General features: G+C 67.7%; 27 protein-coding genes and 4 pseudogenes. 25 read left to right on the top strand and 6 right to left on the bottom strand.

Going from position 1 to position 25,243, the window contains the following annotated elements:
- Positions 1–239: 239 nt before the first annotated feature.
- The 4 genes and pseudogenes from rplU to proB all read left to right on the top strand — a co-directional run bounded on the left by rplU (position 240) and on the right by proB (position 3,495).
- Positions 240–566: a 50S ribosomal protein L21 gene (gene rplU, locus GNX96_RS45735; RefSeq protein ID WP_163573661.1), complete on the top strand. Its 327-nt coding sequence runs from the start codon at positions 240–242 to the stop codon at positions 564–566.
- A gap of 12 nt (positions 567–578) precedes the next feature.
- A complete protein-coding gene (gene rpmA, locus GNX96_RS45730) occupies positions 579–836 on the top strand; it encodes a 50S ribosomal protein L27 (protein ID WP_163573660.1) in 258 nt (85 codons plus the stop codon).
- 90 nt (positions 837–926) lie between these two features.
- Positions 927–2,376 (top strand): annotated as a pseudogene (gene obgE / locus GNX96_RS45725) (GTPase ObgE).
- 38 nt (positions 2,377–2,414) lie between these two features.
- Positions 2,415–3,495 (top strand): annotated as a pseudogene (proB, locus tag GNX96_RS45720) (glutamate 5-kinase).
- A 216-nt stretch (positions 3,496–3,711) separates the two neighbouring features.
- Here proB and GNX96_RS45715 read toward each other — a convergent pair.
- A complete protein-coding gene (locus tag GNX96_RS45715; RefSeq protein WP_163573659.1) occupies positions 3,712–4,836 on the bottom strand; it encodes an HNH endonuclease signature motif containing protein in 1,125 nt (374 codons plus the stop codon).
- 200 nt (positions 4,837–5,036) lie between these two features.
- Here GNX96_RS45715 and GNX96_RS66740 point away from each other — a divergent pair.
- Positions 5,037–5,266: pseudogene (locus GNX96_RS66740) on the top strand (epoxide hydrolase N-terminal domain-containing protein); the annotation flags it as partial.
- 69 nt (positions 5,267–5,335) lie between these two features.
- On the opposite strand, the gene GNX96_RS45705 reads toward GNX96_RS66740, so the two are convergent.
- On the bottom strand, positions 5,336–6,205 hold the full coding sequence (locus tag GNX96_RS45705) for an alpha/beta fold hydrolase (RefSeq protein ID WP_163573658.1): 870 nt from the start codon (positions 6,203–6,205) through the stop codon (positions 5,336–5,338).
- A 102-nt stretch (positions 6,206–6,307) separates the two neighbouring features.
- On the opposite strand from GNX96_RS45705, the gene GNX96_RS45700 reads away from it, so the two are divergent.
- Positions 6,308–6,604: a hypothetical protein gene (locus GNX96_RS45700; RefSeq protein WP_163573657.1), complete on the top strand. Its 297-nt coding sequence runs from the start codon at positions 6,308–6,310 to the stop codon at positions 6,602–6,604.
- 636 nt (positions 6,605–7,240) lie between these two features.
- On the opposite strand, the gene GNX96_RS60345 is transcribed toward GNX96_RS45700, so the two are convergent.
- A complete protein-coding gene (locus tag GNX96_RS60345) occupies positions 7,241–7,744 on the bottom strand; it encodes an MmyB family transcriptional regulator (RefSeq protein WP_279583267.1) in 504 nt (167 codons plus the stop codon).
- 1 nt (position 7,745) lies between these two features.
- Entirely contained in the window at positions 7,746–8,090 is a 345-nt protein-coding gene (locus GNX96_RS60340; RefSeq protein ID WP_279583266.1) for a helix-turn-helix domain-containing protein, read from the bottom strand.
- 168 nt (positions 8,091–8,258) lie between these two features.
- Between GNX96_RS60340 and GNX96_RS45690 the strand changes: the two genes are divergently transcribed.
- The 10 genes and pseudogenes from GNX96_RS45690 (at position 8,259) to GNX96_RS45645 (ending at position 19,220) form a co-directional block, all read left to right on the top strand.
- Complete coding sequence (locus GNX96_RS45690) at positions 8,259–9,665, top strand: MFS transporter (RefSeq protein ID WP_163573664.1); 1,407 nt, start codon at positions 8,259–8,261, stop codon at positions 9,663–9,665.
- 118 nt (positions 9,666–9,783) lie between these two features.
- Positions 9,784–11,739: a Xaa-Pro dipeptidyl-peptidase gene (locus GNX96_RS45685; RefSeq protein WP_163573656.1), complete on the top strand. Its 1,956-nt coding sequence runs from the start codon at positions 9,784–9,786 to the stop codon at positions 11,737–11,739.
- Between the two features lie 108 nt (positions 11,740–11,847).
- The gene (locus GNX96_RS45680) at positions 11,848–13,107 is read left to right on the top strand and encodes a glutamate-5-semialdehyde dehydrogenase (RefSeq protein ID WP_163573655.1); all 1,260 of its coding nucleotides are present in this window, start codon (positions 11,848–11,850) and stop codon (positions 13,105–13,107) included.
- Positions 13,108–13,441: 334 nt separating this feature from the next.
- Positions 13,442–14,290 carry a hypothetical protein gene (locus tag GNX96_RS45675; protein ID WP_163573654.1) on the top strand — a complete coding sequence of 283 codons (849 nt, stop codon included), beginning with the start codon at positions 13,442–13,444 and terminating at the stop codon, positions 14,288–14,290.
- A 146-nt stretch (positions 14,291–14,436) separates the two neighbouring features.
- Entirely contained in the window at positions 14,437–15,285 is an 849-nt protein-coding gene (locus GNX96_RS45670; protein WP_163573653.1) for an FAD-dependent monooxygenase, read from the top strand.
- The gene (locus GNX96_RS45665) at positions 15,269–15,925 is read left to right on the top strand and encodes an FAD-dependent monooxygenase (RefSeq protein WP_279583265.1); all 657 of its coding nucleotides are present in this window, start codon (positions 15,269–15,271) and stop codon (positions 15,923–15,925) included. Before GNX96_RS45670 ends, GNX96_RS45665 begins: the two co-directional genes overlap by 17 nt.
- A 9-nt stretch (positions 15,926–15,934) precedes the next feature.
- Positions 15,935–16,805 (top strand): annotated as a pseudogene (locus GNX96_RS45660) (AAA family ATPase).
- Complete coding sequence (locus tag GNX96_RS45655) at positions 16,805–18,214, top strand: vWA domain-containing protein (protein WP_163573652.1); 1,410 nt, start codon at positions 16,805–16,807, stop codon at positions 18,212–18,214. The pseudogene GNX96_RS45660 and the gene GNX96_RS45655 overlap by 1 nt, the downstream one beginning before the upstream one ends.
- Before the next feature lie 22 nt (positions 18,215–18,236).
- A complete protein-coding gene (locus GNX96_RS45650; protein ID WP_163573651.1) occupies positions 18,237–18,374 on the top strand; it encodes a hypothetical protein in 138 nt (45 codons plus the stop codon).
- Positions 18,375–18,431: 57 nt separating this feature from the next.
- Positions 18,432–19,220 (top strand): arginase family protein, encoded by a 789-nt coding sequence (locus GNX96_RS45645; RefSeq protein ID WP_163573650.1) that lies wholly within the window; start codon positions 18,432–18,434, stop codon positions 19,218–19,220.
- On the opposite strand, the gene GNX96_RS45640 is transcribed toward GNX96_RS45645, so the two are convergent.
- Positions 19,206–19,802: a histidine phosphatase family protein gene (locus GNX96_RS45640; protein WP_279583264.1), complete on the bottom strand. Its 597-nt coding sequence runs from the start codon at positions 19,800–19,802 to the stop codon at positions 19,206–19,208. The two genes, GNX96_RS45645 and GNX96_RS45640, sit on opposite strands and share 15 nt — an antisense overlap.
- A 252-nt stretch (positions 19,803–20,054) precedes the next feature.
- Between GNX96_RS45640 and nadD the strand changes: the two genes are divergently transcribed.
- The 4 genes from nadD (at position 20,055) to GNX96_RS45620 (ending at position 22,231) form a co-directional block, all read left to right on the top strand.
- The gene (gene nadD, locus GNX96_RS45635; protein ID WP_163573649.1) at positions 20,055–20,687 is read left to right on the top strand and encodes a nicotinate-nucleotide adenylyltransferase; all 633 of its coding nucleotides are present in this window, start codon (positions 20,055–20,057) and stop codon (positions 20,685–20,687) included.
- A 128-nt stretch (positions 20,688–20,815) separates the two neighbouring features.
- Complete coding sequence (gene rsfS, locus GNX96_RS45630) at positions 20,816–21,262, top strand: ribosome silencing factor (protein ID WP_390624334.1); 447 nt, start codon at positions 20,816–20,818, stop codon at positions 21,260–21,262.
- A gap of 19 nt (positions 21,263–21,281) precedes the next feature.
- Positions 21,282–21,923, top strand: coding sequence for a histidine phosphatase family protein (locus GNX96_RS45625; RefSeq protein ID WP_163573647.1), 642 nt, complete (start codon positions 21,282–21,284; stop codon positions 21,921–21,923).
- 11 nt (positions 21,924–21,934) lie between these two features.
- Entirely contained in the window at positions 21,935–22,231 is a 297-nt protein-coding gene (locus GNX96_RS45620; RefSeq protein ID WP_163573646.1) for a hypothetical protein, read from the top strand.
- Positions 22,232–22,294: 63 nt separating this feature from the next.
- On the opposite strand, the gene GNX96_RS45615 is transcribed toward GNX96_RS45620, so the two are convergent.
- Positions 22,295–22,483: a hypothetical protein gene (locus tag GNX96_RS45615; RefSeq protein WP_163573645.1), complete on the bottom strand. Its 189-nt coding sequence runs from the start codon at positions 22,481–22,483 to the stop codon at positions 22,295–22,297.
- Positions 22,484–22,535: 52 nt separating this feature from the next.
- Between GNX96_RS45615 and GNX96_RS45610 the strand changes: the two genes are divergently transcribed.
- The 5 genes from GNX96_RS45610 to GNX96_RS45595 all read left to right on the top strand — a co-directional run.
- Positions 22,536–22,700, top strand: coding sequence for a hypothetical protein (locus tag GNX96_RS45610; protein ID WP_163573644.1), 165 nt, complete (start codon positions 22,536–22,538; stop codon positions 22,698–22,700).
- 21 nt (positions 22,701–22,721) lie between these two features.
- Entirely contained in the window at positions 22,722–23,195 is a 474-nt protein-coding gene (locus tag GNX96_RS60335; protein WP_279583263.1) for a DegV family protein, read from the top strand.
- A gap of 4 nt (positions 23,196–23,199) precedes the next feature.
- Positions 23,200–23,568 (top strand): DegV family protein, encoded by a 369-nt coding sequence (locus GNX96_RS67560; protein WP_452124515.1) that lies wholly within the window; start codon positions 23,200–23,202, stop codon positions 23,566–23,568.
- Between the two features lie 772 nt (positions 23,569–24,340).
- Positions 24,341–24,955: a ComEA family DNA-binding protein gene (locus GNX96_RS45600; RefSeq protein WP_163573643.1), complete on the top strand. Its 615-nt coding sequence runs from the start codon at positions 24,341–24,343 to the stop codon at positions 24,953–24,955.
- Positions 24,952–25,243 (top strand): hypothetical protein (locus GNX96_RS45595; protein WP_279583262.1); only part of this gene is annotated, 292 nt, incomplete at its 3' end. The genes GNX96_RS45600 and GNX96_RS45595, both read left to right, overlap by 4 nt.

Genomic DNA, 25,243 nt, shown 5'->3' with positions numbered 1-25,243 from the left:
ACTCCGCTTACCGCCAGGAAGTCTGCCGACGGCCCGGATTTCGCCATCCAGTGAGTGATTTGGACCGCCTCGCGGCACGACGTAGGCCCCGATGTGCTGGTTCGCCGAGAGCAACGCCGTACGATGTAACGCGTCATGTGTGCCGGCCAACTTTGGTCCGGAGCGCACGCCATCAGGGACCGCGAGCGTGGATAGCCACTGCTTGCGGAGCGAGCAGCGGTGAGGAGCACGACGTCGAGATGTACGCCATCGTCAAGACCGGCGGCAAGCAGTACAAGGTCGCCGAGGGGGATGTGATCGAGGTCGAGAAGCTCGTGGCCGCGCCCGGTGAGGCCGTCACTCTGCCGGCCCTGCTGGTGGTGGACGGCGAGGGTGACTCGCTCACCGTCACCCACGACTCGGACGCGCTTGCCGGCTACACGGTCAGCGCCGAGGTCGTCGGCCACGGCCGTGGCCCGAAGATCAAGATCCACAAGTTCAAGAACAAGACCGGCTACCACAAGCGCCAGGGTCACCGCCAGCACCTCACCCAGGTGAAGGTGACCGGGATCGCGACCGGAAAGTAGGAGTTAGCAGATATGGCGCACAAGAAAGGCGCATCGTCCTCGCGCAACGGTCGCGACTCGAACGCGCAGCGACTTGGGGTGAAGCGGTTCGGTGGCCAGCTGGTCAATGCCGGCGAGATCATCGTCCGCCAGCGGGGCACCCATTTCCACCCGGGGGACCTGGTCGGTCGCGGTAAGGACGACACTCTGTTCGCGCTTGCCGGCGGTCACGTGTTGTTCGGTCAGAAGCGCGGTCGCAAGACCGTGAACATCGTGCCGCCGGCCGAATAGGCGCGCTGGCACACAGACACACTTCTGCGAGGCGGGCCGGAGCTGATCCGGCCCGCCTCGTTGGTGTTCAAAGAAAGTAAGGAGTTCGACGTGGCAGCATCCGGCGGTCATTTTGTCGACCGCGTCGTGCTGCACGTCGCGGCCGCCGAGCGGGCGGGCATGGCTGTGCTTCGGTGCACCGGGAGAAGTTCAAGCCGCTCGGCGGCCCGGACGGCGGCGATGGCGGGCGCGGCGGCGATGTCGTGTTGGTCGTCGACGACGGCGTACACACGCTGCTCGACTTCCACTTCCGCCCACACGCGACCGCCGGCAACGGCAAGCCCGGCATGGGCAGCAACCGAGACGGCGCCAACGGCGGCGACCTGCTGCTCAAGGTGCCGGACGGCACTGTCGTGCAGGACGCCGATGGTACGGAGCTGGCCGCGACCTGGTCGGGGTCGGCACCACCAGTTCGTGATCGCCCAAGGCGGACGCGGCGGTTTGGGTAACGCGGCTCTGGCATCTGCCCGCCGGAAGGCGCCCGGGTTCGCGCTGCTCGGCGAGCCGGGTGACGCGCTGGACATCGTGCTGGAGCTCAAAAGCGTCGCCGACGTGGGCCTGGTCGGCTTCCCGTCGGCCGGCAAATCGTCGCTGATCGCGTCGCTTTCGGCGGCCCGGCCGAAGATCGCCGACTACCCGTTCACCACGCTCGTACCGAACCTCGGGGTGGTGAGCGCCGGCGAGCAGGTCTTCACCATCGCCGACGTGCCCGGGCTGATTCCCGGCGCCGCGCAGGGCAAGGGTCTCGGGATGCAGTTCCTGCGGCACATCGAGCGTTGTGCGGTGCTCGTACACGTCGTCGACCTCGCCACCGAGGAGCCGGGTCGTGACCCGATGGCTGACATCGACGCGCTTGAGGCGGAGCTGGCCGAATACGGCGGCCTGGCCGAGCGGCCGCGGATGGTGGTGCTGAACAAGATCGACATCCCGCATGGCCGTGAGTTGGCGGACCTGGTCGAGGACGATCTGAAGGGCCGTGGCTGGCCGATCCTCCGGATCAGCGCGGTCACCCGCGAGGGGCTGCGGGAACTGTCGTTCGCGCTGGCCCGAGTCGTCGTCGAGGACCGCGCCGGCCGGCCGCCGGCGGAACCTGCCCGGGTGGTCATCCGGCCGAAGGCGGTCGACGACAGTGGCTTCACTGTCGAACAGGACAAGGAAAACGAGGGAGCTTTCGTCGTACGTGGCGGCCGCCCTGAGCGGTGGATCCGGCAGACCGACTTCACCAACGCCGAGGCAGTCGGCTACCTCGCCGACCGCCTCGCCCGGCTCGGGCGTCGAGGACGCGCTGGCCAAGGCCGGTGCGGTGCCCGGCGCGGGGGTCACCATCGGCCCGGTCACCTTCGACTGGGAGCCGGTCGGGACGGAGCTGGTGCTCGGTCGGCGCGGCGAGGACAACCGGCTGGACCGCTCCAACCGGCCCGGCGCGTCCGCCCGACTGGCCGCCAAGAAAGCCCGGCGCTCGCACACCGACGACGAGTGGTCTGACGAGGACGAAGAGTGACATCTGTCGCTCGGGTCGCGGTCGCCCACGCCGACCGCATGGTCGTGAAGGTCGGCTCGTCGTCACTGACCGACAAACCCACCGGTCTCGCGACCGACCGACCGGCTGGACGCGTTGGTCGAGGCGATCTCGGCCCGCCGGCTGTCCGGCCGGCAGGTCGTTCTGGTGTCGTCCGGTGCGATCGCCGCTGGCCTCGCGCCGCTGCGGCTGCGCCGCCGGCCCCGCGACCTCGCCACCCAGCAGGCCGCCGCGAGTGTCGGGCAGTCACTGCTGGTGCACGCGTACGCGCTCTCCTTCGCCCGCTACGGCCTGACCGTTGGTCAGGTGCTGCTCACCGCCGAGGACCTGATCCGCCGCTCGCACTACCGCAATGCCCCCAGCGAAACCTGGAAAGACTGCTCGACCTCGGCGTGGTTCCCATTGTGAACGAGAACGACGCGGTCGCCACCGCCGAGATTCGCTTCGGTGACAACGATCGGCTGGCCGCGCTGGTCGCCCACGTGCTGCACGCCGACGCTCTGGTTCTGTTGTCCGACGTGGACGGTCTCTACGACGGCGACCCGCGCCGGCCGGGTGCGCAACTGGTGCCGCAGGTGGCCGGCGCCGACGATCTCGCGGGCGTACAGGCGGGCCGGTCCGGCAGCGGTGTGGGCACCGGCGGGATGGCCAGCAAGGTGGACGCGGCGACGGTGGCCACGTCCGCCGGCGTACACGTCGTGCTGGCCTCGGCTCCGAACGCCGCTGCGGCGATGGCCGGCGCGCAAGTCGGCACCTGGTTCACCCCGACCGGCCGCCGGCTGCCGACCCGGCTGCTCTGGCTCAAACACGCGTCGTCGACGCCACACGGCCGGCTGACCCTGGACGCCGGCGCGGGCGCGGTCGCCGCCGTGGTCGAGCGGCGGCTGTCGCTGCTGTCTGTCGGCGTCACCCGCCGTCGAGGGCGAATTCGAGGCCGGCGACCCGGTCGACGTGTGCGATCCGGCCGGTCACGCCGTGGCTCGCGGCCTCGTGGCGTACGCGGCCGATGAGCTCCCACCACTGCTCGGCCGAGCCACCCACGACCTCTCAGACCGCTATCGCCGCGAAGTCATCCACCGCGACGACCTCGTTTTGCTCTAGGTTCTCGGGTTCAGGTCTGCTGAGAAGAATGGGGCGATGGCCTGGGCAGGGTTGTGGGCCGCCGGGGGGTGGTGCCCGGCGGCCGGCCGGGTGGATTTTTCTATGCGGCGAGCTGGTTAATCCCGCGGATGGGTCTTCGTTCGCGGTCAACGTACGCGGGTCGCAGGAATTCAACAATTCCGTCAACAATGCGTACGTCCCAGCCGCCGTGGTGCACTAAACGATGGCACCGGTCGCACAGGAGCACGCAATTTTCAAGACAGGTATGCCCCCATCGGCCCAGTGGGAAATGTGATGCCCCCGCGTCCAGCGAGGTGGTCGCCCGCACCTGGCGCAGCCTTTGTCTCGCGCTATCAAGGCTTTGCGTAGGGCTGGTGTGATGAGTCGTTCGTTGCGTCCGACATCAAGGGGCACGCTGTTGCTGCCCAGCACCATCGGGATGATGTCCGCGTCACAAGCCAGCCGCCGGACGCCTTCTGGGGAAATAGGTGCGCCGCTGTGTGGGTACGCGATACCGAGGCGGTCTCGGAGCATGTCCCAGCTGATGGTGATGGTGAGATGCGGCCGCTCGGCACCCTCGATCGGGAGTTTCCCGGAGTCCGCGATCAGATTCAACGCCTCCGCTAGCGCGTCCCCGTTGCGTTCGGACACTGACCGCTGGTCAGGGGTGCCGTTCTCAGCCGGGCGGGGTTTGGCCAGGGGACTGAGGATCTCACTAAAGAGCGTGCCGGTTTCACTGTCGAAGGAACCGCTGAAGTTCAGGCGTCCGTCTGTCCCGGTGTGGAGGGATAGTTCGCGGCGTGGTTTCTCGTTTTCGTGTTCGGAGGGCGCTGGTCCGTCGGGGTCCAGGTGGTCATGGATGCGTCGCCCGACTTTGGCTAAGCCGGGTGCGGTGTACCGTTTCGCATGTTCCACCAGCGAAGCTTCGGCTTCCTCACGGTCCTTGATGTTTACCCTGGCCGGGAGCCTGTTCACGACCCCAACAATGGTGTCGATCTGGGAGTCGGCGAGTTCCCCTCGGCGCATCGCCTCACTCGCGATACTGAGTGTGGGTGCGAGTGTTTCCCCGGTGAGGGCTTGGCTGGGGCACAGGTTCAGGGCCCGTTTGTAGCGGCGGGATGCCTCTGTGGGAGACAGTCGAAGGAGGTCTTGCAGCATTCCCAGGGTGTTGCGGTGCCCGAGCGTCTTGCCGACGTTTCCTCGGTGGATCGCCGCGACAATATCCAGCACTTCGACCTGCAGCAGTCGGACCGCTTTTTCTTTCTCCTGCAGCAACTCACCCAACTCGTCCGGCTCAAACCTCCAGAGCTCTGGAGCAGTGAGGTCATCGCCGGCGGCCATGACACTAATTCTACCGCTGCTACCGACAATATGATCGTGTACGGGTAATTAGGAAATGGATACTTTCACAATAATCCCAACGAAACATAGAGCGCGCGCGTTCGCGAGCCCCCGCATCCGTGGCGCGAAGTCGACATCTGATCACCGCCAGTCTTCGGGCCGCATCGGTGTCACGCCCCGAAAGGGAGGGGAGAATTCACATGACGCGGGTACGTCCTTTTTGTAGTGAGACAACCGAAGAGGCGCTCACTGATCTGCAGGGCCGATTGGCCAGAACGGGGTTCGCGTCGGCGTTTTCCGGCGTTGAGTGGACGTACGGCACGCCGCCGGCCTATCTCGCCGAGTTGCTGGATTACTGGCGGACGAGTTTGACTGGCGCGCGGCCGAGAAGCGACTCAACGAGATGCCGCAGTTCCTCCCTGAGGTCGACGGCCACACCGTTCTTTCGTCCGTTGCGCGCCAGCTGATCAAGATCAACTTCTCGTTCCGGCGGCGGGAGTCAGGGGCGCGGGGCGGCGTTGGTGGCGATGGCGTCGATGATTGTCGGGTACGCGTGTGGTGGGAGGTCGTGGCCCATGTCGGGGATGCCGACGAAGGTCGCGCCGGGGATCGCGGCGGCGGTGGCGCGGCCGCCGCTGATGTTGACCAGCGGGTCGGCTTCGCCGTGGACGATGGTGGTCGGCACTCGTACGCTGGCCAGGGCGGCCGTACGGTCCGGGGCCGTGACGATGGCGGCGAGCTGGCGGGCCAGGCCGGCCGGCTGGTGTGAGCGGTCGTAGCTGGCGCTTGCCGCGGCCCGCAGCGTCTCTTCTGAGGCACCCGTCGACCCGATGAACCGCTGCATCGCGACCGCACCCGCGATCGCCGCCTCTCGGGTTGGCGCCGCCGGCATCGGCGCGGCGAGCACGGCCGCGATGTCCGGGCGAGCCTGGCCGACCGACGGGTCGCCGGTGGTGGACATGATCGAGACCAGCGACAACACCCGTTCGGGATGGTCGATGACGAGCTGCTGGGCGATCATCCCGCCCATCGACGCGCCGGCGATGTGCGCCTTCTCGATGTCCAACGCATCGAGCAAACCGGCTGCGTCATCCGACATCGCGGACAACGGGTAGGGAGCGGTAGCCGTACGAGCGAAGAGCTCGGCGATCGGCGGCGCCGGCTCGTCGTCGAAGGTGGTGGACAGGCCCGAGTCGCGGTTGTCGAAGCGGATCACGTGGAAACCGCGCGCAGCCAGCAGCTCGCAGAACTCCGTCGGCCAAGTGGTCAGCTGCCCACCCAGTCCCATGATGAGCAGCATCGCCGGATCGGCCGCATCGCCGTGGGTCTCGTACTCCAGCTCGATGCCGTTCGCCTTCGCGCGGGCCATGTTTCCTCCAAGATGTTGGCTTCCCCAAGTTAACCTGACGCTGGATCGATAAGGCGCGTTATGCCGGCGTACGACCGGCGGCGGTGAGGCACTGTTGAGGATATGAATGCTCCGCGAACGCAGTGCCCGGTCTGCGCTGGCACCGGCCGCCCCGGGGTGGTCGGCGTCGAGAAGGTGACCTTCGGCCCGCGCAAACTCCTCGGCGCGCCAGCGCCCACGATGACCCCGCTCGTCGACTCGGTCGGCGGCATTCCGTACGTCGGCACCGGCCTCCGGCTGCGCCGCGCCACCCCGGCCACCGGCGCTTTCTGCTCCGACCACGCCCCTGAAGCCCGCCGCCTCGCCGCGGACGGGCTGACACTCGCGGCTGCCGTTCGGCGTCTCACCCGCGCTGACTGACCTGGTTGGCTCTCGTTGGGGGGCCTGGGTTGACGGTGTTTGCGGGGCCCGGTTGAGGGCGGTGTGGGGGCTGGGGAGGTGAGGGTCCTGGTTAAAGGCGGTGTTTGCAGTGGAGGTGAGCGCCCCTGGTTGAAAGCGGTGTTTGCTGCGGAGATGAGCGCCCTGGTTAAGGGCGTTTTCTGCGAGGGTGCGGCGTCTCGTCTACCAGCCATCGGAAAATCCCGCCCCCGCCACCAAAGACCGGTGGCGGGGGCGGGATTTTCCGATGGTTACTGCTGATCCGCCCTGTGTTTCTGGCGCCTTCGGCGCGGGCGCCGTCGACTACGGCTACGAGCGTCCGGCCTTGTAGGCCCCGCAAAGACCGCGGGGCCTACAAGGCCGGACGCTCCTGCCGGAGGGGCGACAACATCGGCCTGGCGGCCGATGGCGCCGGACGGGGCTGGGTCCCGTCGAAGTTGACCAACTTGATGGAAATGGTGGCGGTCCCGCACGGGGTCGGTCACCGGGGCTGGGCCTCGTAGAAAATTGGCCAACTGTGGTTTTGAAGGTGACGGTTGCGCGCGGGCTGGGGTCGCGGGGGTGGGTCCCGCCGGAGTTGGCCGAATGTGGTTTGAAGGTGACGGTCCCGCTCGGGGGTTAGTCGGCGTTTGGGTCTAGTTTGGCCAGTTTTAGGCGGGTTTCTTCGGTGGCGGGGGCGTACGCGAGGAGGCGGGTGCCTAGGCGGCGGTCTAGCCAGAGCTGCGAATAGTCGACGTCCAGGACGCCGTGCTCGGGGTGCAGGACCTGCTTCGTACGGCTGCCTTGCCACGTCACGTCGTGCCGGTCCCACACCGCGGCGAATTCGGGCGATGCTTCCTGAAGTCGGTTGACCAGGCATTTCCAGGCCGGTTCGGCCATGTGGTCGGCCATGGAGGCGCGATATTGGCCGACCATCCGGGCCGCCGCGTCCTCCCAGTTGACGATGGTGGCTCGCCACGCCGGGTGGGTGAACGCCAGCCAGAGCGTGTTCCGTTCGTCGTACGGCAGCGCGTCGAGGTCGATGATCCAGGTCCCGTAGACGCGGTTGTACGCGAGGATGTCGTTGCGCGCGTTGACGATGGTGGCGGGGAAGGGCCGCAACTGGTCGAGGATGAGTTGCATGTCACGCGGGGATCGTGTCGCAGCCGCTGGTGCCGTCCGGATCTGGCAGCCCGGCCAGCCGGAACAGGTGCGCCCGCTCGTGCCGGTCGAACCGAAGTGTCCGGCCGATGGCTTCCAGCACCTGGTCGGAGGCGTGGATGTCACGACCCTGCTCCAACCACGTGTACCAGGTCACCCCGACCCCGGCGAGCTGCGCGACTTCCTCGCGGCGCAGCCCCGGCGTGCGCCGTCGGCCGACCGGCGGCAGTCCGACCTGCTCGGGGGAGATGCGCTCCCGGCGGCTGCGCAGGAACGCGGCCAGCTCGAGCCGGCGGGCCCGGCCGGCGTCTGCGATAGCTTCGGTCATGACACCAGGATCCCGCTTACCGGATGCTGTTGCCAGGTTCGGCTGATACCTGGATAACCACACTCTCGATACCACTCTGAAAACGACGCAGAGTGGTCTCATGACCGTTACAGATCTTGAGAAGCGGACCGCGCCGCAGTCGACACGCAGCGCGGAGCACGTTCCGGCCTGTCTGGCCTCGGGCTGTTCACTGTTCTGCTGGGTGCGTTCCTGTCCATCGCGGACTACTTCATCGTGAATGTGGCGCTGCCCACCATCGGCACCGAGCTGCACGCTTCGCCGGTGACGCTGGAGATGGTGGTGGCCGGCTATGGGCTCTCGTACGCGTTGTTGCTTGTCATCGGCGGCCGGCTCGGTGACGCGTTCGGCCGGCGCCGGCTGTTCCTCGCCGGCATCGCCGCCTTCACCGTCACCTCGCTGATCTGCGGCGTCGCGCCGGACGCGGTGACCCTCGTAGTCGCCCGGATCTTGCAGGGCGCGTCGGCGGCGCTCATGGTGCCGCAGGTGCTGGCCACCATCCAGGCCGCCACCACGCTCCAGCGACGCAGCCGGGCCATTGGTCTTTATGGCGTCACCGGCGGGATAGCCGGGGTGATCGGCCAGCTGGCCGGCGGCCTGCTGATCGCGGCGAACGTGGCCGGCACCGGCTGGCGGCTGATCTTCCTGGTGAACGTGCCGATCGGCCTGGTCGCGCTGCTGTTGGCGCTGAAGACCACGCCGGCGACCCAGTCCCATGATCCGGCCAAGGTGGACGTGAGAGGCACTATTCTGCTCGGTCTCGCGGTGCTCTCCTTGTTGGTGCCGTTGACGGTTGGCCGTACGCTCGGCTGGCCGATCTGGACCTTCGGGTTGCTGGCCGCCTTCCCGGTCATCGCGGTCGCGTTCGTGCTTTTCGAGCGTAAGCTGGAAAAGTCGGGCCGGTTGCCGCTCGTACCACCCTCGCTGATGCGAGTGCCGAGCATGCGTCGCGGACTTCTGCTGGCCGTGCCGTTCTTCACCGGCTTTGGTGGTCTGATGTTCTGCTTCGCCGTCGCCATGCAGTCCGACCTGCGGATGTCCCCGCTGGAGGCCGGCCTCACGTACGTGCCACTGTCCATTGCGTACCTGTTCAGCTCGCTGTCCGCGGCCCGGCTGGTCGACCGCTTCGGCCGTACCGTGCTCACTGTCGGCTCCGCCGGCACCGTGGTTGGCTACGTGATCATCCTGATCACCGCCTTGTCGAGCTGGTCAAGCCTGTCGCCGCTGACGCTCGCGCCCGGGATGGTGATCCTCGGCTTCGGCCAGGGCCTGGTGATGACCCCGCTGTTCCGGCTGGTCCTGTCGGACGTGCCGGCCGACCGCGCCGGCGCCGGCAGTGGCGTGCTGATCACCACCCAGCAGACCTCGCTCGCGCTCGGGGTGGCGTTGTTGGGCGGGATTTTCCTCAGCCTGACCGGCGTCGGCGGACCTGCTGGTCGTACGGCCTTCGCGGTGGTCATGGTCGCTGAGTTGGTGGTCACGGTCGTGGTCGGCATCGGCAGCCGCTGGTTGCCGAACCCCGCCGGCCGCTCCGGCCGGGTGATCGTCACCGACTAAGCTGGCCGGATCCGGCCGAACTGGCTCGGGATTTGGTGCTAACGGGGTAATTTCGGCTCGACTCGCGGTCGCTCCTGCGCGCGATGATCTCGCCCGTGACGCTCCGGAAGGGGTGGCTGTGCCGCGCCGTTCTCGCCTGCTTGCCGTCTTCGTGGCCGCCGTGATGGCCGGCCTGTTCGCACTGACTCCCACGGCGTCTGCGGCGGCCGCGCCCAGCGCGCTGCCGTACGTCAAAGACAACGCGACACAGCCGGTCTACTCGTACCAGAACGCCATCCGGGAGAGCGTCTGGCTGCCGATCCCGTTCGACAGCGACCGAGACGGCAAGCAGGACCGGGTCCGCCTCGACATCGTGCGGCCCCGTGAGGCGGCCGCGGCTGGCGTCAAGGTGCCGATGATCTTCGAGGCGTCGCCGTACTGGAGCTGCTGTGCGCGGGGCAGCAAAAAGCAGGTCAAGGAGTACGGCTCGGACGGCAACCTGACGTTGATGCCGGCCTTTTACGACAACTACTTCGTGCCGCGCGGCTATGCCTTTGGCGGGCTTGACCTGACCGGTACCAACAAGTCGGGCGGCTGCCCGGACGTTGGCGGCCCGGCTGAGATCGCCGCCGGCAAGGCTGTCGTGGACTGGCTGAACGGCCGGGTGCCAGGCTATGGGCTCGACGGCAACCTGAAGAAGGCGGACTGGTCGAGCGGCCGGGCCGGCATGGTCGGCAAGTCGTGGGACGGCACCATTCCCAACGGCGTGGCCGCGACCGGCGTGCCGGGCCTGGAGACGATCGTGCCGGTATCGGCGATTTCCAGTTGGTACGACTACGAGCGGTTTGGCGGGGTGCTCCGCTCGCCCGGCTATGTCGACTACCTGGCCAACTATGTCAACGGGCGCCCCAAAGGCGTGTGTGACGCCTCGATCGCCGCCGATCAGGCGGCCAGCGACGACAGCACCGGAAACTACAACGCGTTTTGGGCGGCCCGCGACTACCGGCCGAGCGCGAACAAGGTTCGCGCCAGCGTTTTCGTCATCCACGGCATCAACGACCTCAACGTGACGACTTCGCAGTTCGCCACCTGGTGGGACGACTTGGCCGCGCGGGGGGTGCCGCGCAAGATCTGGCTCACCCAGGAAGGCCACATCGACCCGTTCGAGATCCGCCGGGCCCAGTGGGTGGACACCGTGCACCGCTGGTTCGACTACTGGCTGCAGAAACTGCCGAACGGGATAATGTCCGAGCCGATGGCGTCGATCGAGCGGCCGTCCGGCGACTGGACCACGGCCTCCACTTGGCCGGCGCCCGGCGCGGTCGACCGGCCGGTTTTCCTGGGCAGCGGCGGCGGTACGACCGGGACGCTCGGCGGTGGGATTTCCGCGGCCGTACGCACGATCACCGATGATCCCACCCTGACCGAAAGCACCGGGGTCGCCAACCCGAACCAGCCGTTAGGCTCCCGGGCCGTTTTCCTGTCCGGCACGCTCACTCACGACCTGCGAATTTCCGGGATTCCGAGGGCAAACCTGCGGGTCAAGGTAAACAAGCCGACGACCGAGCTGACGGTGAAACTGGTCGACTATGGCGAGCAACACCGAGTTGACTATTTGTCGACCGAAAATCCAGGCTCTGGCGTGCATTACCTGTCCACCGAATCGTGTTGGGGCGAGTCGACCGCGATCGACACCGCCTGTTTCAACGACGACGCCGAGGATTTCGTCGACAGCGATGTCGATGTGTTGACTCGTGGTTATCGCGATGCCGCTCATTACCTGAGTTTGCGAACGGTGACTCCATTGCAGCCTGGTCGCTGGTACAACGTGCCGGTTTCGCTGGACGCGTACGAAACAGTCGTCAAGGCCGGCCACGTCCTGGGCATGGTGGTCACCGCCAGCGACAACGAGGCAACCTCGCCGACCAGCACCGGCGCGACGATCCAGCTTTCGTTGGCAGGCAGCTATTTGCTCTTGCCGAGCACCAGTTCGCTGCCGTTCGTCGCCCAGCCGCCACAGGTGCGTACGACCGCGAAGCCCGAGTCTCTTTCGGCGGCCATCCGGCACGACCGTTTCCAGGTCCCCTGGAGCTGAGTCCGGAGCAGGCCCCAGGGCTATGGTGACTGCCTAGTGGGTATTTCGGTGGACGCGGGTGTGGCGCGCGATGAGGCATCGCGGCCCAAAAGATCCTAGGCTGGGTTGATGGGTAGCAGTGCTGAGCAGGTGCGTGAGGTCGCGGTCAAGGCGAAGGCGGCGGCGGCCGAGTTGGCGCCGATGACCAGGGCGAGCAAGGACGCCGTGCTGCAGGCGATGGCCGACGCGCTGGTCGAGCGGGCCGACGAGATCCTCGCGGCGAACATCGTCGACCTCGAGAACGGCACCGCGGCGGGCCTGTCCGCGTCGCTGCTGGACCGGCTGCGGCTCAGCCGCGAGCGGGTGGAGCAGATGGCCGGCGGGCTGCGGGACGTGGCCGCGCTGCCGGATCCGGTCGGCGAGGTCATCCGTGGTTACACACTGCCCAACGGCCTGGAGGTCCGGCAGGTACGGGTGCCGATGGGTGTCATCGGGATCGTGTACGAGGCTCGGCCCAATGTCACCGTCGACGCGGCCGGACTGTGCTTGAAAAGCGCAAACGCGGTGTTGTTGCGCGGCTCGGCGTCGGCGTACCGGTCGAACACGGTGCTGGTCGAGGTGCTCGCTGCCGCCGCCGAGAAGGCGGGTGCGCCGACGGACAGCATCCAGTTGGTGCCGGGTACGGACCGCGAGTCGGTCACCCATTTGTTGCACGCTCGCGGCTTGGTGGATCTGGTGATTCCGCGCGGCGGCGCGAGTTTGATCGCGCACGTGGTGGAAACCGCGACCGTGCCGGTGATCGAGACCGGGGTCGGCAACTGCCATATTTATGTGGACGCGGCGGCCGATCTGGAAATGGCCGAGCGGATCGTGATGAATGCCAAGGTGCAGCGGCCGAGCGTCTGCAACGCGGCCGAGACCTTGCTGGTGCACCGCGAGGTGGCCGCCGAGTTTTTGCCGCGAGTGACGGCATCGCTGGCCGATGCGGGCGTACGCATTCACGGCGACGAAATGACCGCGTCCATTGTGGATGGTCCGGTTCTGCCGGTGACGGACGACGACTGGGCCAAGGAATACATCGACCTGGATCTCGCGGTCGGAGTAGTCGACTCGGTCGACGAGGCGATCGCGCACATTCGGCGTTGGACCTCCGGGCACACCGAGGCGATCATCTCCACCGACGCGCGGGCGATCCGCCGGTTCGTGTCCCGGATGGACAGCGCGGCGGTGATGGTGAACGCCTCGACCCGCTTCACCGACGGCGGTGAGCTGGGCTTCGGTGCCGAGATCGGCATCTCCACCCAGAAACTGCACGCGCGCGGGCCGATGGGGCTGCCGGAGATGACGAGCACGACCTTCGTGATCACTGGGGATGGGCAGACCCGGTAAAGAACTGTCGTCCCGGTGGGAGATGATCGACCGGTGACCAACGGTGTGAGTGAGTTCATGCGGGCCTATTGGACCCGTGGCGAGCCGGGGCGTGCGCTGCCGCGGTCGCTGACCGTGCGGCTTTACCAGCTCTGGCTGCTCGCGTTCCTGCTGAAATCGCTCGGGGCCGCCTGGGATATCTCCTGGCATTTCATGTCGCTACGGGATAATCCGTTCATTCTCCCGCACGACGTGAACCTGGTCGGTGAGGGAATAGCCATCGCGCTGATCATTTTCCACACGTACACCGGCTACGGCATGGACAAGGCGTCGCTGCGGCTCACCCCAGGGCGGCATGATCACGTTCCTGGTGGCCGCGCCGCTGGACGAGATCAACCATCGCATCAACGGGCTGGACATCACCACCTGGAGCCCGTCGCATTTCCTGCTGTTCCTGGGCACCGGGATCTGCATGGCCGGAGTGACCCGCGGTGCGATGGTCAACCTGGACAAGTCCCCGTTCCGGACCATCGCGTTGCTCGCGATGTTTTTCTATATCTTCGAAGACGCGATGTTCCCGAACGGCCAGCAGGAATACGGGATTTTCGAGATCATGGCGTGGGACGGCGGCAAGATCGAGGCCAGTTCCGACCTGTTGGCCTTTCTGGCCAACGAAATCCACCGGGCCCCGGACCGCGCCGCGATCCTGCAGTTCGCGTTGCCGATCCCGAGTTGGTTCTATCCGCTCTGGGGGATGGTGGCCGCCGCTCTGGTGCTGGTGGTGGCCCGGAAGGTGATCGGGCTGCGGTGGACCGCGACGGCGATCGTCGGCGGCTATCTGGCGTATAAAAGCGTGCTGTGGCTGGCTTTCGTGGCCGCCGGCTTCACCAAGTCGGCAGTCCCGTTCTGGCTGATCGTGGTGGGCGTCGCGGTCGATGTGGCTTTCGCCGTCGCGTGGCCGTGGTTCGTACGAGTGCTGGTCGGCTCTGTGCTGGTCGTCGGGCTCGGCCATCTGGCGATGCTCGCCCAGGACCGGTTGCTGGTGCTGCCGCCGGTGAACCATTTCATCGCGCCGGTGAGTTTCGTTGTCCTCGCGGTGTTGTGGGGGCTCGGCGAGCGCTGGTGGCCGCCCTATCAGCGGCGCTGGATGACTCGTCTCGGCCGGCCGCGAACTCCCGCGCCAGTGCCGGTCGTTTCGTCGTAGCCTAGCGTCGAAATCCGCCATCGGCTGCTGGTGGATAATCGGAAACCGTCATCGTGCCCTCCTTTCGTCGCTGTTCCAGGACTTTCACCTCAGGTTGGTGATCAGGCCGCTGCACGCGGTCAGACCACCTCACGCAGGAGCTGGAAATGGACGCGGATGTTGTTGTCGTGGGAGCCGGCCCGGTCGGCATGACCCTGGCCGCCGAGTTGGCGCTCGCGGGGGTAAGAGCGATCGTCGTCGAGGCGCTGCCTGAGCGCAGCAAACTGTCGCGCGCCGGCGGTGTTCACCCGCGTACGGCCGAAATGCTCGATCAGCGCGGGCTGCTGGGGCCGCTGCTCGCGACCGGTGACTACCAGGAATACGACGGCGCGCACCTGGCCGGGCTGACGATCTCGTACACGTCCTGGAACAGCCGTGAGCCCGGTCGTTTCATCCCGCAGACCCAGGTCGAGGCCTTCCTGGAGCGCCAGTTGGCCGGCCGGGTCCCGATCCGTCGTGGCCATCGGCTGGTCGGTGTCGAGCAGACCGCTGATGGGGTGGTCGCCACCGTCAGCGATGGCGAGCGCGAGTCGACGCTGCGCGCGCTCTACCTGGTCGGTGCGGACGGTGCGCACAGCTCTGTCCGCAAGCTGCTGGGCATCGACTTTCCCGGCCGGGCGGGCACTGACACGGCGGTGGTGGGTGACGTACGGGTAACGGGCCCTCGCGCCGGCGACATTTACCACGAGCCGCCGGGACAGGTGGTCCGCAGCGAAGACGGCCGGTGGGCGGTCCGTTTCCCACTCGGGGACGGCCTCCAGCGACTGGTGATCGGCGGCACGGGCGCGCAGGTCAGCCGCACCGAGCCGGTCACCGCGGACGAGGTCCGCGACGGGCTGGCGGCGGTCTACGGCGGCGACGTGGAGCTGGTCGACCTGCCTTACGTCACCCGGATCGCGGACGCGGCCCGGCAGGTGCGGGGACTACCGGCTGGGGCGGGTGTTCCTGGCTGGTGACGCGGCGCACGTCCACCTGCCGTTGGGTGGGCAGGGCATGAACGTCGGCATCCAGGACGCCTTCAACCTCGGATGGAAGCTCGCCGCCGCGGTGCTGGGGAGGGTCCCTGACGGGCTCCTCGACACGTACAGCTCCGAACGCCATCCGGTGGCCGCGAGGGTCATTCGGAACACCCGGGCGCAAAGCGTGCTGACCGACTGGGCGGGCACCGGCAACCCGGACCTGCCCGAGCTGCGCTCCTTCGTCGCCGACCTGTTCGCACTGCCGGACGCGACCCACTTCATTGGCGGCATGATCTCCGGTCTGGACGTGCATTACGACATGCCGGACCAGCCCGAGCACCCGCTGCTCGGCTACCGGCTGCCCAACCCGGACCTGAAGACCGCGGACGGCACCGTACGGCCGTACGAACTCCTTCGGTCCGGCGGGGGACTGCTCATCGACTTCTCCGGCGACAGCGTCCATCCTGAGCGCGCTGAGGTGCCTTATGTACGTGCGTACGGTGACCTGGGCGCGGACGTGCTGCTGGTCCGGCCGGACGGCCATGTCTGTGCCACCACGACCGACGGCCTGCCGGCCGGACTGTCCCGCTGGTTCGGCACCGCGACAGGGGCAGACTGGCGCATTTCCGCGACGTAGTGTGGCGGCATGAGTCATACGCCGCAGTTTTCGTCGGTGCAGGACGTGCGGGAGCGGCTGTCCGCGGTTGGCTACCTGCCCGACGACGCCACCGCGACCAGCGTGTTCCTGGCTGGGCAGCTCGGCAAGCCGCTGCTGGTCGAGGGACCGGCGGGGGTCGGCAAGACCGAGCTCGCGAAGGCGGTGGCCGCCGCGACGCAGGCCGATCTCGTACGGCTGCAGTGCTACGAGGGCATCGACGAGGCCCGCGCGCTTTACGAGTGGAACTACCGCAAACAGCTGCTGCGGATCCAGTCGGCCGGCGACGAGCGCAGCTGGGACGCCACCCACGACGAGATCTTCAGCGCCGAGTTCCTGCTGGAGCGGCCGCTGCTGTCGGCCATCCGGCGGGACGAGCCGACCGTGTTGCTGGTCGACGAGACCGACAAGGCCGATGTGGAGGTCGAGGCCCTGCTGCTGGAGGTGCTGTCGGAGTTCCAGGTGACCATTCCAGAGCTCGGTACGATCGTGGCCACCCGGCGCCCTTTCGTGGTCCTCACTTCAAATGCCACCCGCGAGCTGTCCGAGGCATTGCGCCGCCGCTGCCTGTATGTCCACATTGGATATCCGACGGCGCAGCGGGAGCTGGAGATCGTGCTGGCCCGGATCCCGCAGGCACCGGCGGACCTGGCCGAGCAAATTGTGCGTACGGTGCACGCACTTCGTGAGATGGAGCTGAAGAAATCCCCGTCGATCGCGGAAACCTTGGACTGGGTGCACACGTTGTTGGCGCTGGGCTTGGATACTTTGGATTCCGCGACCGTGAGAGCGACCCTCGGAGTGGTCACCCAAACACGCCAGTGACGCCGAAAAGGCCGCCAGGATGTTGAAACTGGGCTGATGGCGGACATTCGGGCGGATCACGTCGGTGGCGGGCTTTTCGGTCGTCTCGTACAGTTCTCGCGCGCTTTGCGGCACGCGGGTATTCCGGTTTCGGCGTCCGAGGAGATCGACGCGACCGCGGTGATGACCGCGATCGAGCTGACCGAGCGGTGGCAGCTGCGGGAGGGGTTGGCCGCCGCGCTGGTGAAGAATCCCAGCCACCGCAAGACCTTCGACGTGGTTTTCGACATCTGGTATCCGTCCGCTCAGGGGTCGCCATCGTCCACTGTGGACAAGAAACTGCGCGGCGACGAGTCCGATGTGGACCAGTTGCGGGACCAACTGGCCGAGGCGCTGCTGCGCGGCGACGAGGACGACCTGCGGCGGATCGCCGAGCAGGCGGTGGCGAGCCTCGGGCGGCAGTCCGCTGGGCCCGGCCGGCAGTCCTGGTTCTCTTACCGGGTGCTGCGCCAGATGTCACCGGAGACGCTGATTTCCGCCCTGCTGGCGGAAATGTTGCGCAGGCCGGACACCGACGAGTTGCCGTCGGCGATGGACGAGATGGTCGCCCGGGCGACCATCTCGGACCGTACGGCGACCTTTCGGCGGCAGGTCGAAGCGGAGACCCGGCGCCGGCTGGTCGAGGAGCGCGGCGCTGACGCGGTGGCTCGGCACGCGGTCCCGGCGCTCGCCGACCAGGTCGACTTCTTGCGCGCCACCAGGGAAGATCTCGCGGAACTGCGGCGTACGGTGCAACCGCTGGCCCGTCGGTTGGCCGCTCGGCTCGCCCTGCAACGCCGGCATCCGCGTCGTGGCCGGCTGGACATTCGCCGAACGGTACGAGCTTCGCTGGCCACCGGCGGAGTACCGGTTGTCACGCATTTCAAAGCCCGCCGGCCGCACAAGCCCGAACTCGTGGTGTTGTGCGATGTTTCCGGCTCGACCGCTTCCTTCGCACATTTCACCCTGCTGCTCACGCGCGCATTACGTGAGCAGTTCGCCAAGCTGCGGGCTTTCGCTTTTGTCGACGGCTGCGACGAAATCACTCGTTTCCTCGGCCCCGACATCGAGCTGCCGGACGCCGTCAACCGGCTGATGTCCGAGGCGCGGGTGGTGCAGTTCGACGGACACAGTGACTACGGCCGGGCTTTTGAGACCTTCGAGGACAACTGGCCGGACGCGGTCGGCCCCAACACCTCGTTGCTGATTCTGGGTGACGCCCGGACCAATTTCCGCGATCCGGGCCTGACCGCGCTGAAAAACCTGAATCTCGCGGCCCGGCACACGTACTGGCTGAACCCGGAGCCGCGCCGGCACTGGGACAGCGGTGACTCGGTGGCCGGCCAGTACGCGGACATCGTGCCGATGCTCGAATGCCGCAACGCCGCTCAGCTGGCGAACTTCGTTCAGCAACTCCTGCCGAAATAGCGGTAGGGTCGTCGTCGTGCCGGTGAATCGTCGTCTGTCGCGCCTCGGAGTCGTGCTCCTTGGCCGCGAAATGGACGTGCCCATGCACACGTACGAGATGTGGCTTCTGTTGCGGGAGCGCCGATCGGGTTGGACCGACCGGTTGGATCAGCACGCCTGATCCCACCGCGCGCGACCATGCGCGACGGTTTTCTTTCCCTTCCGCAAAGGAAAGCTCATGACAACTGTGCTTTGTGTGCCGCAATGGCAGGGATCTGCCGCCGAGACAGCGGCACTGCTGCCGGTCGGCGCCCGGCGTACCGCCGATCTGCTGCCCTGCGAGTCTGTGGTGACCGTTGCGGTCAGTGAATTCGGCGGCGAGATCGTCGACGGCGTAAGTGCTCTTGACATTCTCGTTGAGAACACCCAACTGACGCATCAGGCGTTGGCTGATCTCGACGACTTCGTCGTGACCGTCGGCGGCGACTGCGGTGTCGATCTTGCGCCGATCACCGCTGTGCACGACCGTTACGGCGCCGAGCTGACCGTCCTGTGGATCGACGCGCATCCAGATGTTTATGGCCCTGGTGACCTGCGATCTGGCGCGTTTCACGGGATGGTCGTTCGTACGCTGCTGGGCGACGGGCCTGCCATGCTGACCCCGGCCCGGCCGTTGCCCGTTGACCAGATCGTGCTGGCCGGGGTGCGGGCGGCCGGTGCGAGCGAACGCGAATATCTGCGCCGAACGGGTCTGCGGGTGTTTGGCCCCGCTGAGATGGAACGGGCTTTCGAGACCGTTTCTGGGCCCGTTTACGTCCACGTCGATCTGGACGTGTTGGACCCGGCCGAATTCGGTTCCGTCGGCTACCCGGAACCCGATGGCGTCCGCTGCGATCTACTGATCGATCTGATCTCGCAGCTCGACATGGTGGTCGGAGCGGCCATCACCGAACACGCACCGCAACACGACAGTCCGCGGGAAACCATTCTGCTTCGCGAACTCGGTGATGCGCTAATTCGCCCTTAGTTCGGATGGAAAACCGGTCCACCGTAGCTCCGGCGGCAAATGACCCATGTCGTTGAAGGTCACCAACGACGGCGGCCGGTCGTTGCGGTAGAGCAGCACGGTGAGGCCGCAGTTTCCCTGGTTCAGGCCCAGCCAGCGGGACGGCGGAGCGTCCAGAGCCTGGCTGACGAACCAGCCGATCAGGAAGTTGTGGGTGACGACCAGTTCGTACGTGTCCTGGTCAGCCGGGCCTGTGTAGCGCTCAAGCGCGGCGCGGGCCAGCGGCGGCCCGTCGGCCAGCTCGGTGGCGGAAAAGGTGTCCAGGAAGTCGGAGTAGACCGGCGGCAGCTCGGTCCGCTCGGGCGCGAAGGGCACGTAGTCGCCGAGCAGGTCCGCGGAGTGTACGGCCACGTCCGGCAGCGCCGCGGAAACCGTCGCGGCGGTCGCCGCGGCACGGGCCAACGGGCTGTGGCCGATCGCCGTGAAGGGCACATGGTCGAGGCGCTGGCCGAGCAGTTCGGCCTGTCGCCGGCCGTTCTCGGTGAGCTCGCCGTCCGCACCGGCCTCGCCGTGGCGCGCCATGTACAGGAACCGGTAGGCCAACGCTGGTCCTCTTCTCTGAGCCCCACATACGGCGGTGAGGTGGGAACCGTACAACCCTTGCCCGACCGAATTGTCGGCGGGAGGCCGGTCCTCGGTGTTTCCAGAGGTCGCAGACAGCCGCCTTGGCCTGAGCCCGTCCGGCGCCGGCGGAGGGCGTACGGGGCGCCGGGTCAACCGTGCTGGCCGGCGCGACCCGCCCAAACGTGCCGCGCGTCACCCTGCGGATGGCAGCTGAGCTGCGACAATTCCCAGATGGCGAAGGACCGGGCCGGGGCGGCCCAGCGGATCGGCATCATGGGCGGCACTTTCGACCCGATCCACCACGGCCACCTGGTGGCCGCCAGCGAGGTCGCCGACCGGTTCGAGCTGGACGAGGTCGTCTTCGTCCCGACCGGCCAGTCGTACCAGAAACAAGGCCAGAGCGCGGCCGAGGACCGCTATTTGATGACGGTGATCGCGACCGCGTCCAACCCGCGTTTTTCGGTCAGTCGGGTGGATATCTCGCGGCCTGGGCCGACGTACACCCGGGACACCCTGACCGATCTGCGCGAGGTCTACGGCAAGGACGTCGAGATGTTCTTCATCACTGGCGCGGACGCGTTGTCGGCCATCCTGACCTGGAAGGACCACGACGACCTGTTCGCGATGGCGCATTTCGTCGGCGTCACCCGGCCCGGGTTCGTGCTGTCCGACCAGCACCTACCGGCGCACGCGGTCTCGCTGATCGAGGTGCCGGCGATGGCGATCTCGTCGACCTCCTGCCGGGAGCGGGTCGCCGGTGGGCGGCCGGTCTGGTATCTCGTACCGGACGGCGTGGTGCAGTACATCGAGAAGCGTGGTCTCTATCGCGCGGACGCTCCCGCGAATGGCGCCGGCTACCGCTAACGGTCGGTAATCGCTGCGTTTCCGGTGGTGAAAACCCGGTAGATCAGGGCAAACCTGGCGGTCGTACCCCACCATCCGGTGCCCCTGCCTGAGCGGGCAGTTGTCCATGAGACCCTTGAGCTGCCTTAATGTGGCCGTTAAAGAACCCAAACAGGAGGGACCGCCCGGTGCCGGTGTCCGATCGCGCCCGTCAGCTGGCGCTTTCCGCGGCGCAGGCCGCTGCCGACAAGCTGGCCACCGACGTGGTCATCCTCGATGTCAGCGACCAGTTGGTGATCACCGACGCGTTCCTGATCGCGTCCGCGCCCAATGAGCGGCAGGTCTCGGCGATCGTCGACGCCGTCGAGGAACGGCTGCGGACCACCCACGATGTCAAGCCCGTACGCCGCGAGGGGGCCCGCGAGGGCCGCTGGGTGCTGCTGGACTTCATCGACATCATCGTGCATGTCCAGCACTCCGAGGAGCGCGCTTTCTACGCGCTGGAGCGGCTCTGGAAGGACTGCCCGACGATCCCGTTCGTGGACTCCGCGCTGGAGTCCCGCGGCGCCGGGAGCCAGGCGGCAGAGAGCGAATGACCGACCGGGAGGGCACGCGGTGACAGCGGTAAGGCTGGTGTTGTGGAGGCACGGCTTGACCGGTTGGAACGCGGAGAACCGGTTCCAGGGCCAGCTCGATCCGCCGCTGTCCGAGACCGGGGTGGCCGAGGCCGAGAAAGCCGCCGAGATGCTCGCCGCGATGTCGCCGTCCCTGCTGGTCACCAGCGACCTGCAGCGCGCACAGCAGACCGCGCAGGCGCTGGCCGACCGCACTGGCCTGCAGATCCACACCGACGAGCGCCTACGTGAGCGGCACTGGGGCGACTGGCAGGGCAAGACGCACGCGGAACTGGCCGAGCAGGACTCGGAGGCCTTCGCGATGTGGCAGGCCGGCCGGCAGCCGTCGGTGAGCGGCCGGGAAGGCCCGGATGACGTGCGCGTACGGGTCGCGGCCGCGATTCGCAACGCCGTCACCCGCGTCTCGCACGTCACCGAGGCGACGGTGATCCTGGTGTCGCACGGCGGTGCGATCCGCTATGGCGTGGCCGAGCTGCTGCGCTGGCCGGAGGAGCTGGCTCGGACGGTCAGCGGCTTGAACAACTGTCACTGGGCCCAGCTGCGATCCCGGCCGGTGCTGTCCAACGACGCCCGCGACGAGTGGGTGCTGTCCGCGTACAACGTCGGTGCCGCGACCCCGTAGCTTCTCTGAGCATGCGGCACGTCCTGGTTCTGGCTGACTCGCTGGCGTTCTACGGCCCCGAGCGCGGGGAGATCAGCACCGATCCGCGGCTTTTCCCGAACGTACTGGCATCTCGACTGTCCACAGTGGACTCACCGGTGACCGCGGACGTGGTCGCGCGGGTGGGTTGGACGAGCCGGGACGTGTGGTGGGCGATGACCCCGCGACCCGTACCTCTACTCGGTTTTGTTGGCTCGCGCGGATGCCGTGGTACTCGCCGTAGGCGGAATGGACTATTTGCCGACGACCGTACCGACCTGGCTGCGTGAGGGCATCCGGTATCTGCGGCCGCCGGCGCTTCGGCGGGCGGTGCGTACGGCTTATCAGCGAAGTCAGCCAGTCCAGTCGCGGCCCTGCGTACGCCGTGGCGCGCGCTGCCGCAGCGGTTGACGGACACGTACTTGGCGCATGCGGTTGGTGGGGTGCGGTTCTTCCATCCCGGCGTACCAGTCGTCGGAATCCTGCCGCCGCCGCATCAGGCGGCCGTGTACGGCTGTGCCGAGGGGGAGCCGCGTGGGCACGGTCCGGCGGTCGCAGCGGCGCGGGGGTGGGGGCCGGCGGCACGACGTACCGATGGTTGACCTGCCGCGGATCGTCTGGCCGCACCTGCTCGCCGGGCGGGCTAACCAGGACGGCATGCATTACGGCTGGGAGACGCACGAGGAGATCGGTGCCGCGCTGGCTGCCGTGATCACAGGCTGCTGGGATCCGCGTACGCCGATCGGCACAGACCACTAGGGTCGGGGGATGGCTCGCGCGGTGGCAGTGATCACAGACTCCACGGCGGGCCTCTCCGAGGGCCAGTTGGCCGGCATCGGGGTCGTACCGCTGACCGTCACCGTCGGCGGCCGATCCGGCGTCGAAGGTGTCGACGTGACCCCCGCGGACGTGGCCCGGGCGCTCGGTGAGCGGCGGATCTCGGTCGTCACCTCCCGTCCGTCGCCGACCGAGTTGTCTGCCGCCTACCGCGCGGCTTTGGACGACGGCGCCGAGGCCGTGGTGGCCATCCACCTGTCCAGCAGGCTGTCCGGCACGTATTCGTCGGCCGTCGCCGCGTCCAAGGAGTTCGGCGCCGGTGTGGTGTCGGTCGTCGATTCCGGCTCCACCGCGATGGGCCTCGGTTTCCCGGTCCGGGCGGCGGCCGCGGTGGCCTTGGACGGCGGCGACGCCACCGCCGTACGCGCGCGCCGCCGAGGTCGCGGTCCGCCAGACGACGACCCTTTTTTACGTTGACACGCTGGAATATCTTCGCCGCGGCGGCCGTATCGGAGCCGCCGCCGCACTGGTCGGCACGGCTCTGGCGGTCAAGCCGATCCTGCGCATCGACACCGGCGGCGTGACGCTGGCCGAACGCGTGCGTACGAGCGCGCGCGCGCGGCCTCGCCCGTCTGGAGGCACTGGCCATCGAGCAGGCCGGCGACCGCACCCCCGTCAACATCGCGGTCCAACACCTGGCCGCCCCCGAACGCGCCGAAACCCTCGCCGCCCGACTCGCCGACCACCTGCCTGGCATCAAGGAACTCCTCATCACCGAAGTCGGCGCCGTCATCGGCGCCCACGTCGGCCCCGGCGTCGTCGGCGTCGTCATCAGCCCCTGCTGAGTTGATGGCCGCAGCGTTGATGGCCGCAGTGCTGAGTTGACGGCCGCAGTGCCTGCGGCGGCGCGTCCGGTTCGCGTCGCCGGGGTGCCCAAAGGGCGGGCACCCCACCGCCGCGAACCTGGGCGGCCTTCGGCCGCCGCGCGGGCGGGGTTGCGTTGAGGCCGGTGTGCGCTGGGTTTGGTGTCAAGGGCGCTTTACGGCGCGAAATTGTCGTAGGTGTCTGTTTTTTCTTTCCCCCTCCCTTTGAACGGGCGGGGGGTGGGTCGAGAGGTAGACCTTAATTTTTAGTGGAACATCGGTCCTCAAACCCGCCCCCCACCCGTCACTGGGTGGGGGTGATTTTTTCGAGAGGGTACGACAGTTTCGCGCCGCACCGGGTTTTGAAGGGGGCTCCCACAGGGGTTTGTCGCGCCAAGTGACGCCATCGATGTCGAAGGTCGACGTTTGCCCAAATGTGAGTACACGGCGTCAAAATTCACGACTGCCCAACAAACGAAACTCGCATTCCCGATACCACGGATTTTGGCCGTACGACAACAATCCACAGTCCGGCTTGTTGTCCACAGATGGGTGATCGACCCGGTAGCGGCCACCAGATCGACCCTAGCGTTGCCCGTGTGCCGCGCTGGAGCCTTCGCCACTGCGTGCCCACGTCGTCCACCGTCTCCGCGCGGGCTCGACTGGGCCGGATTTTCGCGCGGCCGGGAGGAGAAAACAGCACCAGAGCCAGAGGCGACCGAAACAACGCAAGCGCCGGAGCCATCTGGACGCTGGGCCATGCTGTTGCCGTCGGTCCTGCGTGGCGCGTTGATCGACCCGGGCCGTCGAGGACTGCTGGCGGTGGCCGCGGTGGGGATCGTCGCGGCGCTGGTGGCCGGTTGGCTGGCATGGCGGGCACGGCCGGTGGCCGAGCCGGTGGGTGCGCAGGTCAGCGCGGTGCGGGTGGTGCCCAGTGTTGCCTCGGCTGCTGCCTCGGCCGCGATCGTGGTCGTCGCGGTGGGCGGCAAGGTGCGCCGGCCGGGTTTGGTACGGCTACCTGCCGGGTCCCGAGTGGCCGACGCGGTGGCCGCGGCCGGCGGTGCGCTGCCCGGAGTCGACCTGACCTCGGTGAACCTGGCCAGAAAGCTGGTGGACGGCGAGCAGGTGGTGGTGGGTGAGCCGATGCCGGCCGCGCCCGGCCAGCCCGCGGCGACGGCCGGCGGAGTCATCAACCTGAACGCGGCCACCGCTGCCGAGTTGGACGCGTTGCCGGGCGTCGGCCCGGTGCTGGCTCAGCGGATCGTCGACTACCGGACCCAGCATGGGCCGTTCTCGTCGGTCGAGCAGCTGCGCGAGGTCTCCGGCATCGGTGCGGCGAAGTTCGCCAATCTTCGTGCGCGGGTGACGGTGTGACCAGCACAGCGTCACCCGACCCCGTGGACCTGCGGCTCGCTGGCGTCGCCGCGGGCATCTGGGCGGCCGCGTTGGTGGGGCTGGCGGCCGGCATCGCGGCGGCCGGTGCGCTCGCCGTGGGTGGTTTGCTGCTCGCCGTGCTGGCGGTTTTCCTCGGAAGACGGCCAACCACCGGAACACGAGCAGACGTGCGCAAACGCGTGTTGGGAGTGGCCGCCGCCGTCGTGCTGGGTCTTGCCGCCGGCGGCCTGACGACCGCGCTCGCTGCCCAGGATACCGGACCGCTGC

Origin of the sequence: Fodinicola feengrottensis, from assembly GCF_010993775.1 — a bacterium.
Lineage (GTDB): Bacteria > Actinomycetota > Actinomycetes > Mycobacteriales > HKI-0501 > Fodinicola > Fodinicola feengrottensis.
This window is presented reverse-complemented; position numbering and strand designations above follow the sequence as displayed.

Coding starts and splice junctions, on each gene's coding strand:
- GNX96_RS45610 (WP_163573644.1), top strand. CDS start 22,536: ATGGTTGACCTGCCGCGGATCGTCTGGCCGCACCTGCTCGCCGGGCGG.
- GNX96_RS45670 (WP_163573653.1), top strand. CDS start 14,437: ATGGACGCGGATGTTGTTGTCGTGGGAGCCGGCCCGGTCGGCATGACC.
- GNX96_RS60340 (WP_279583266.1), bottom strand. CDS start 8,090: ATGACCGAAGCTATCGCAGACGCCGGCCGGGCCCGCCGGCTCGAGCTG.
- rplU (WP_163573661.1), top strand. CDS start 240: ATGTACGCCATCGTCAAGACCGGCGGCAAGCAGTACAAGGTCGCCGAG.
- GNX96_RS60345 (WP_279583267.1), bottom strand. CDS start 7,744: ATGCAACTCATCCTCGACCAGTTGCGGCCCTTCCCCGCCACCATCGTC.
- GNX96_RS45600 (WP_163573643.1), top strand. CDS start 24,341: ATGCTGTTGCCGTCGGTCCTGCGTGGCGCGTTGATCGACCCGGGCCGT.
- GNX96_RS45705 (WP_163573658.1), bottom strand. CDS start 6,205: ATGGCCCGCGCGAAGGCGAACGGCATCGAGCTGGAGTACGAGACCCAC.
- GNX96_RS45680 (WP_163573655.1), top strand. CDS start 11,848: ATGGGTAGCAGTGCTGAGCAGGTGCGTGAGGTCGCGGTCAAGGCGAAG.
- GNX96_RS45655 (WP_163573652.1), top strand. CDS start 16,805: ATGGCGGACATTCGGGCGGATCACGTCGGTGGCGGGCTTTTCGGTCGT.
- rpmA (WP_163573660.1), top strand. CDS start 579: ATGGCGCACAAGAAAGGCGCATCGTCCTCGCGCAACGGTCGCGACTCG.
- GNX96_RS45675 (WP_163573654.1), top strand. CDS start 13,442: ATGATCACGTTCCTGGTGGCCGCGCCGCTGGACGAGATCAACCATCGC.
- GNX96_RS45715 (WP_163573659.1), bottom strand. CDS start 4,836: ATGGCCGCCGGCGATGACCTCACTGCTCCAGAGCTCTGGAGGTTTGAG.
- rsfS (WP_390624334.1), top strand. CDS start 20,816: ATGTGGCCGTTAAAGAACCCAAACAGGAGGGACCGCCCGGTGCCGGTG.
- GNX96_RS45620 (WP_163573646.1), top strand. CDS start 21,935: ATGCGGCACGTCCTGGTTCTGGCTGACTCGCTGGCGTTCTACGGCCCC.
- GNX96_RS45645 (WP_163573650.1), top strand. CDS start 18,432: ATGACAACTGTGCTTTGTGTGCCGCAATGGCAGGGATCTGCCGCCGAG.
- nadD (WP_163573649.1), top strand. CDS start 20,055: ATGGCGAAGGACCGGGCCGGGGCGGCCCAGCGGATCGGCATCATGGGC.
- GNX96_RS45700 (WP_163573657.1), top strand. CDS start 6,308: ATGAATGCTCCGCGAACGCAGTGCCCGGTCTGCGCTGGCACCGGCCGC.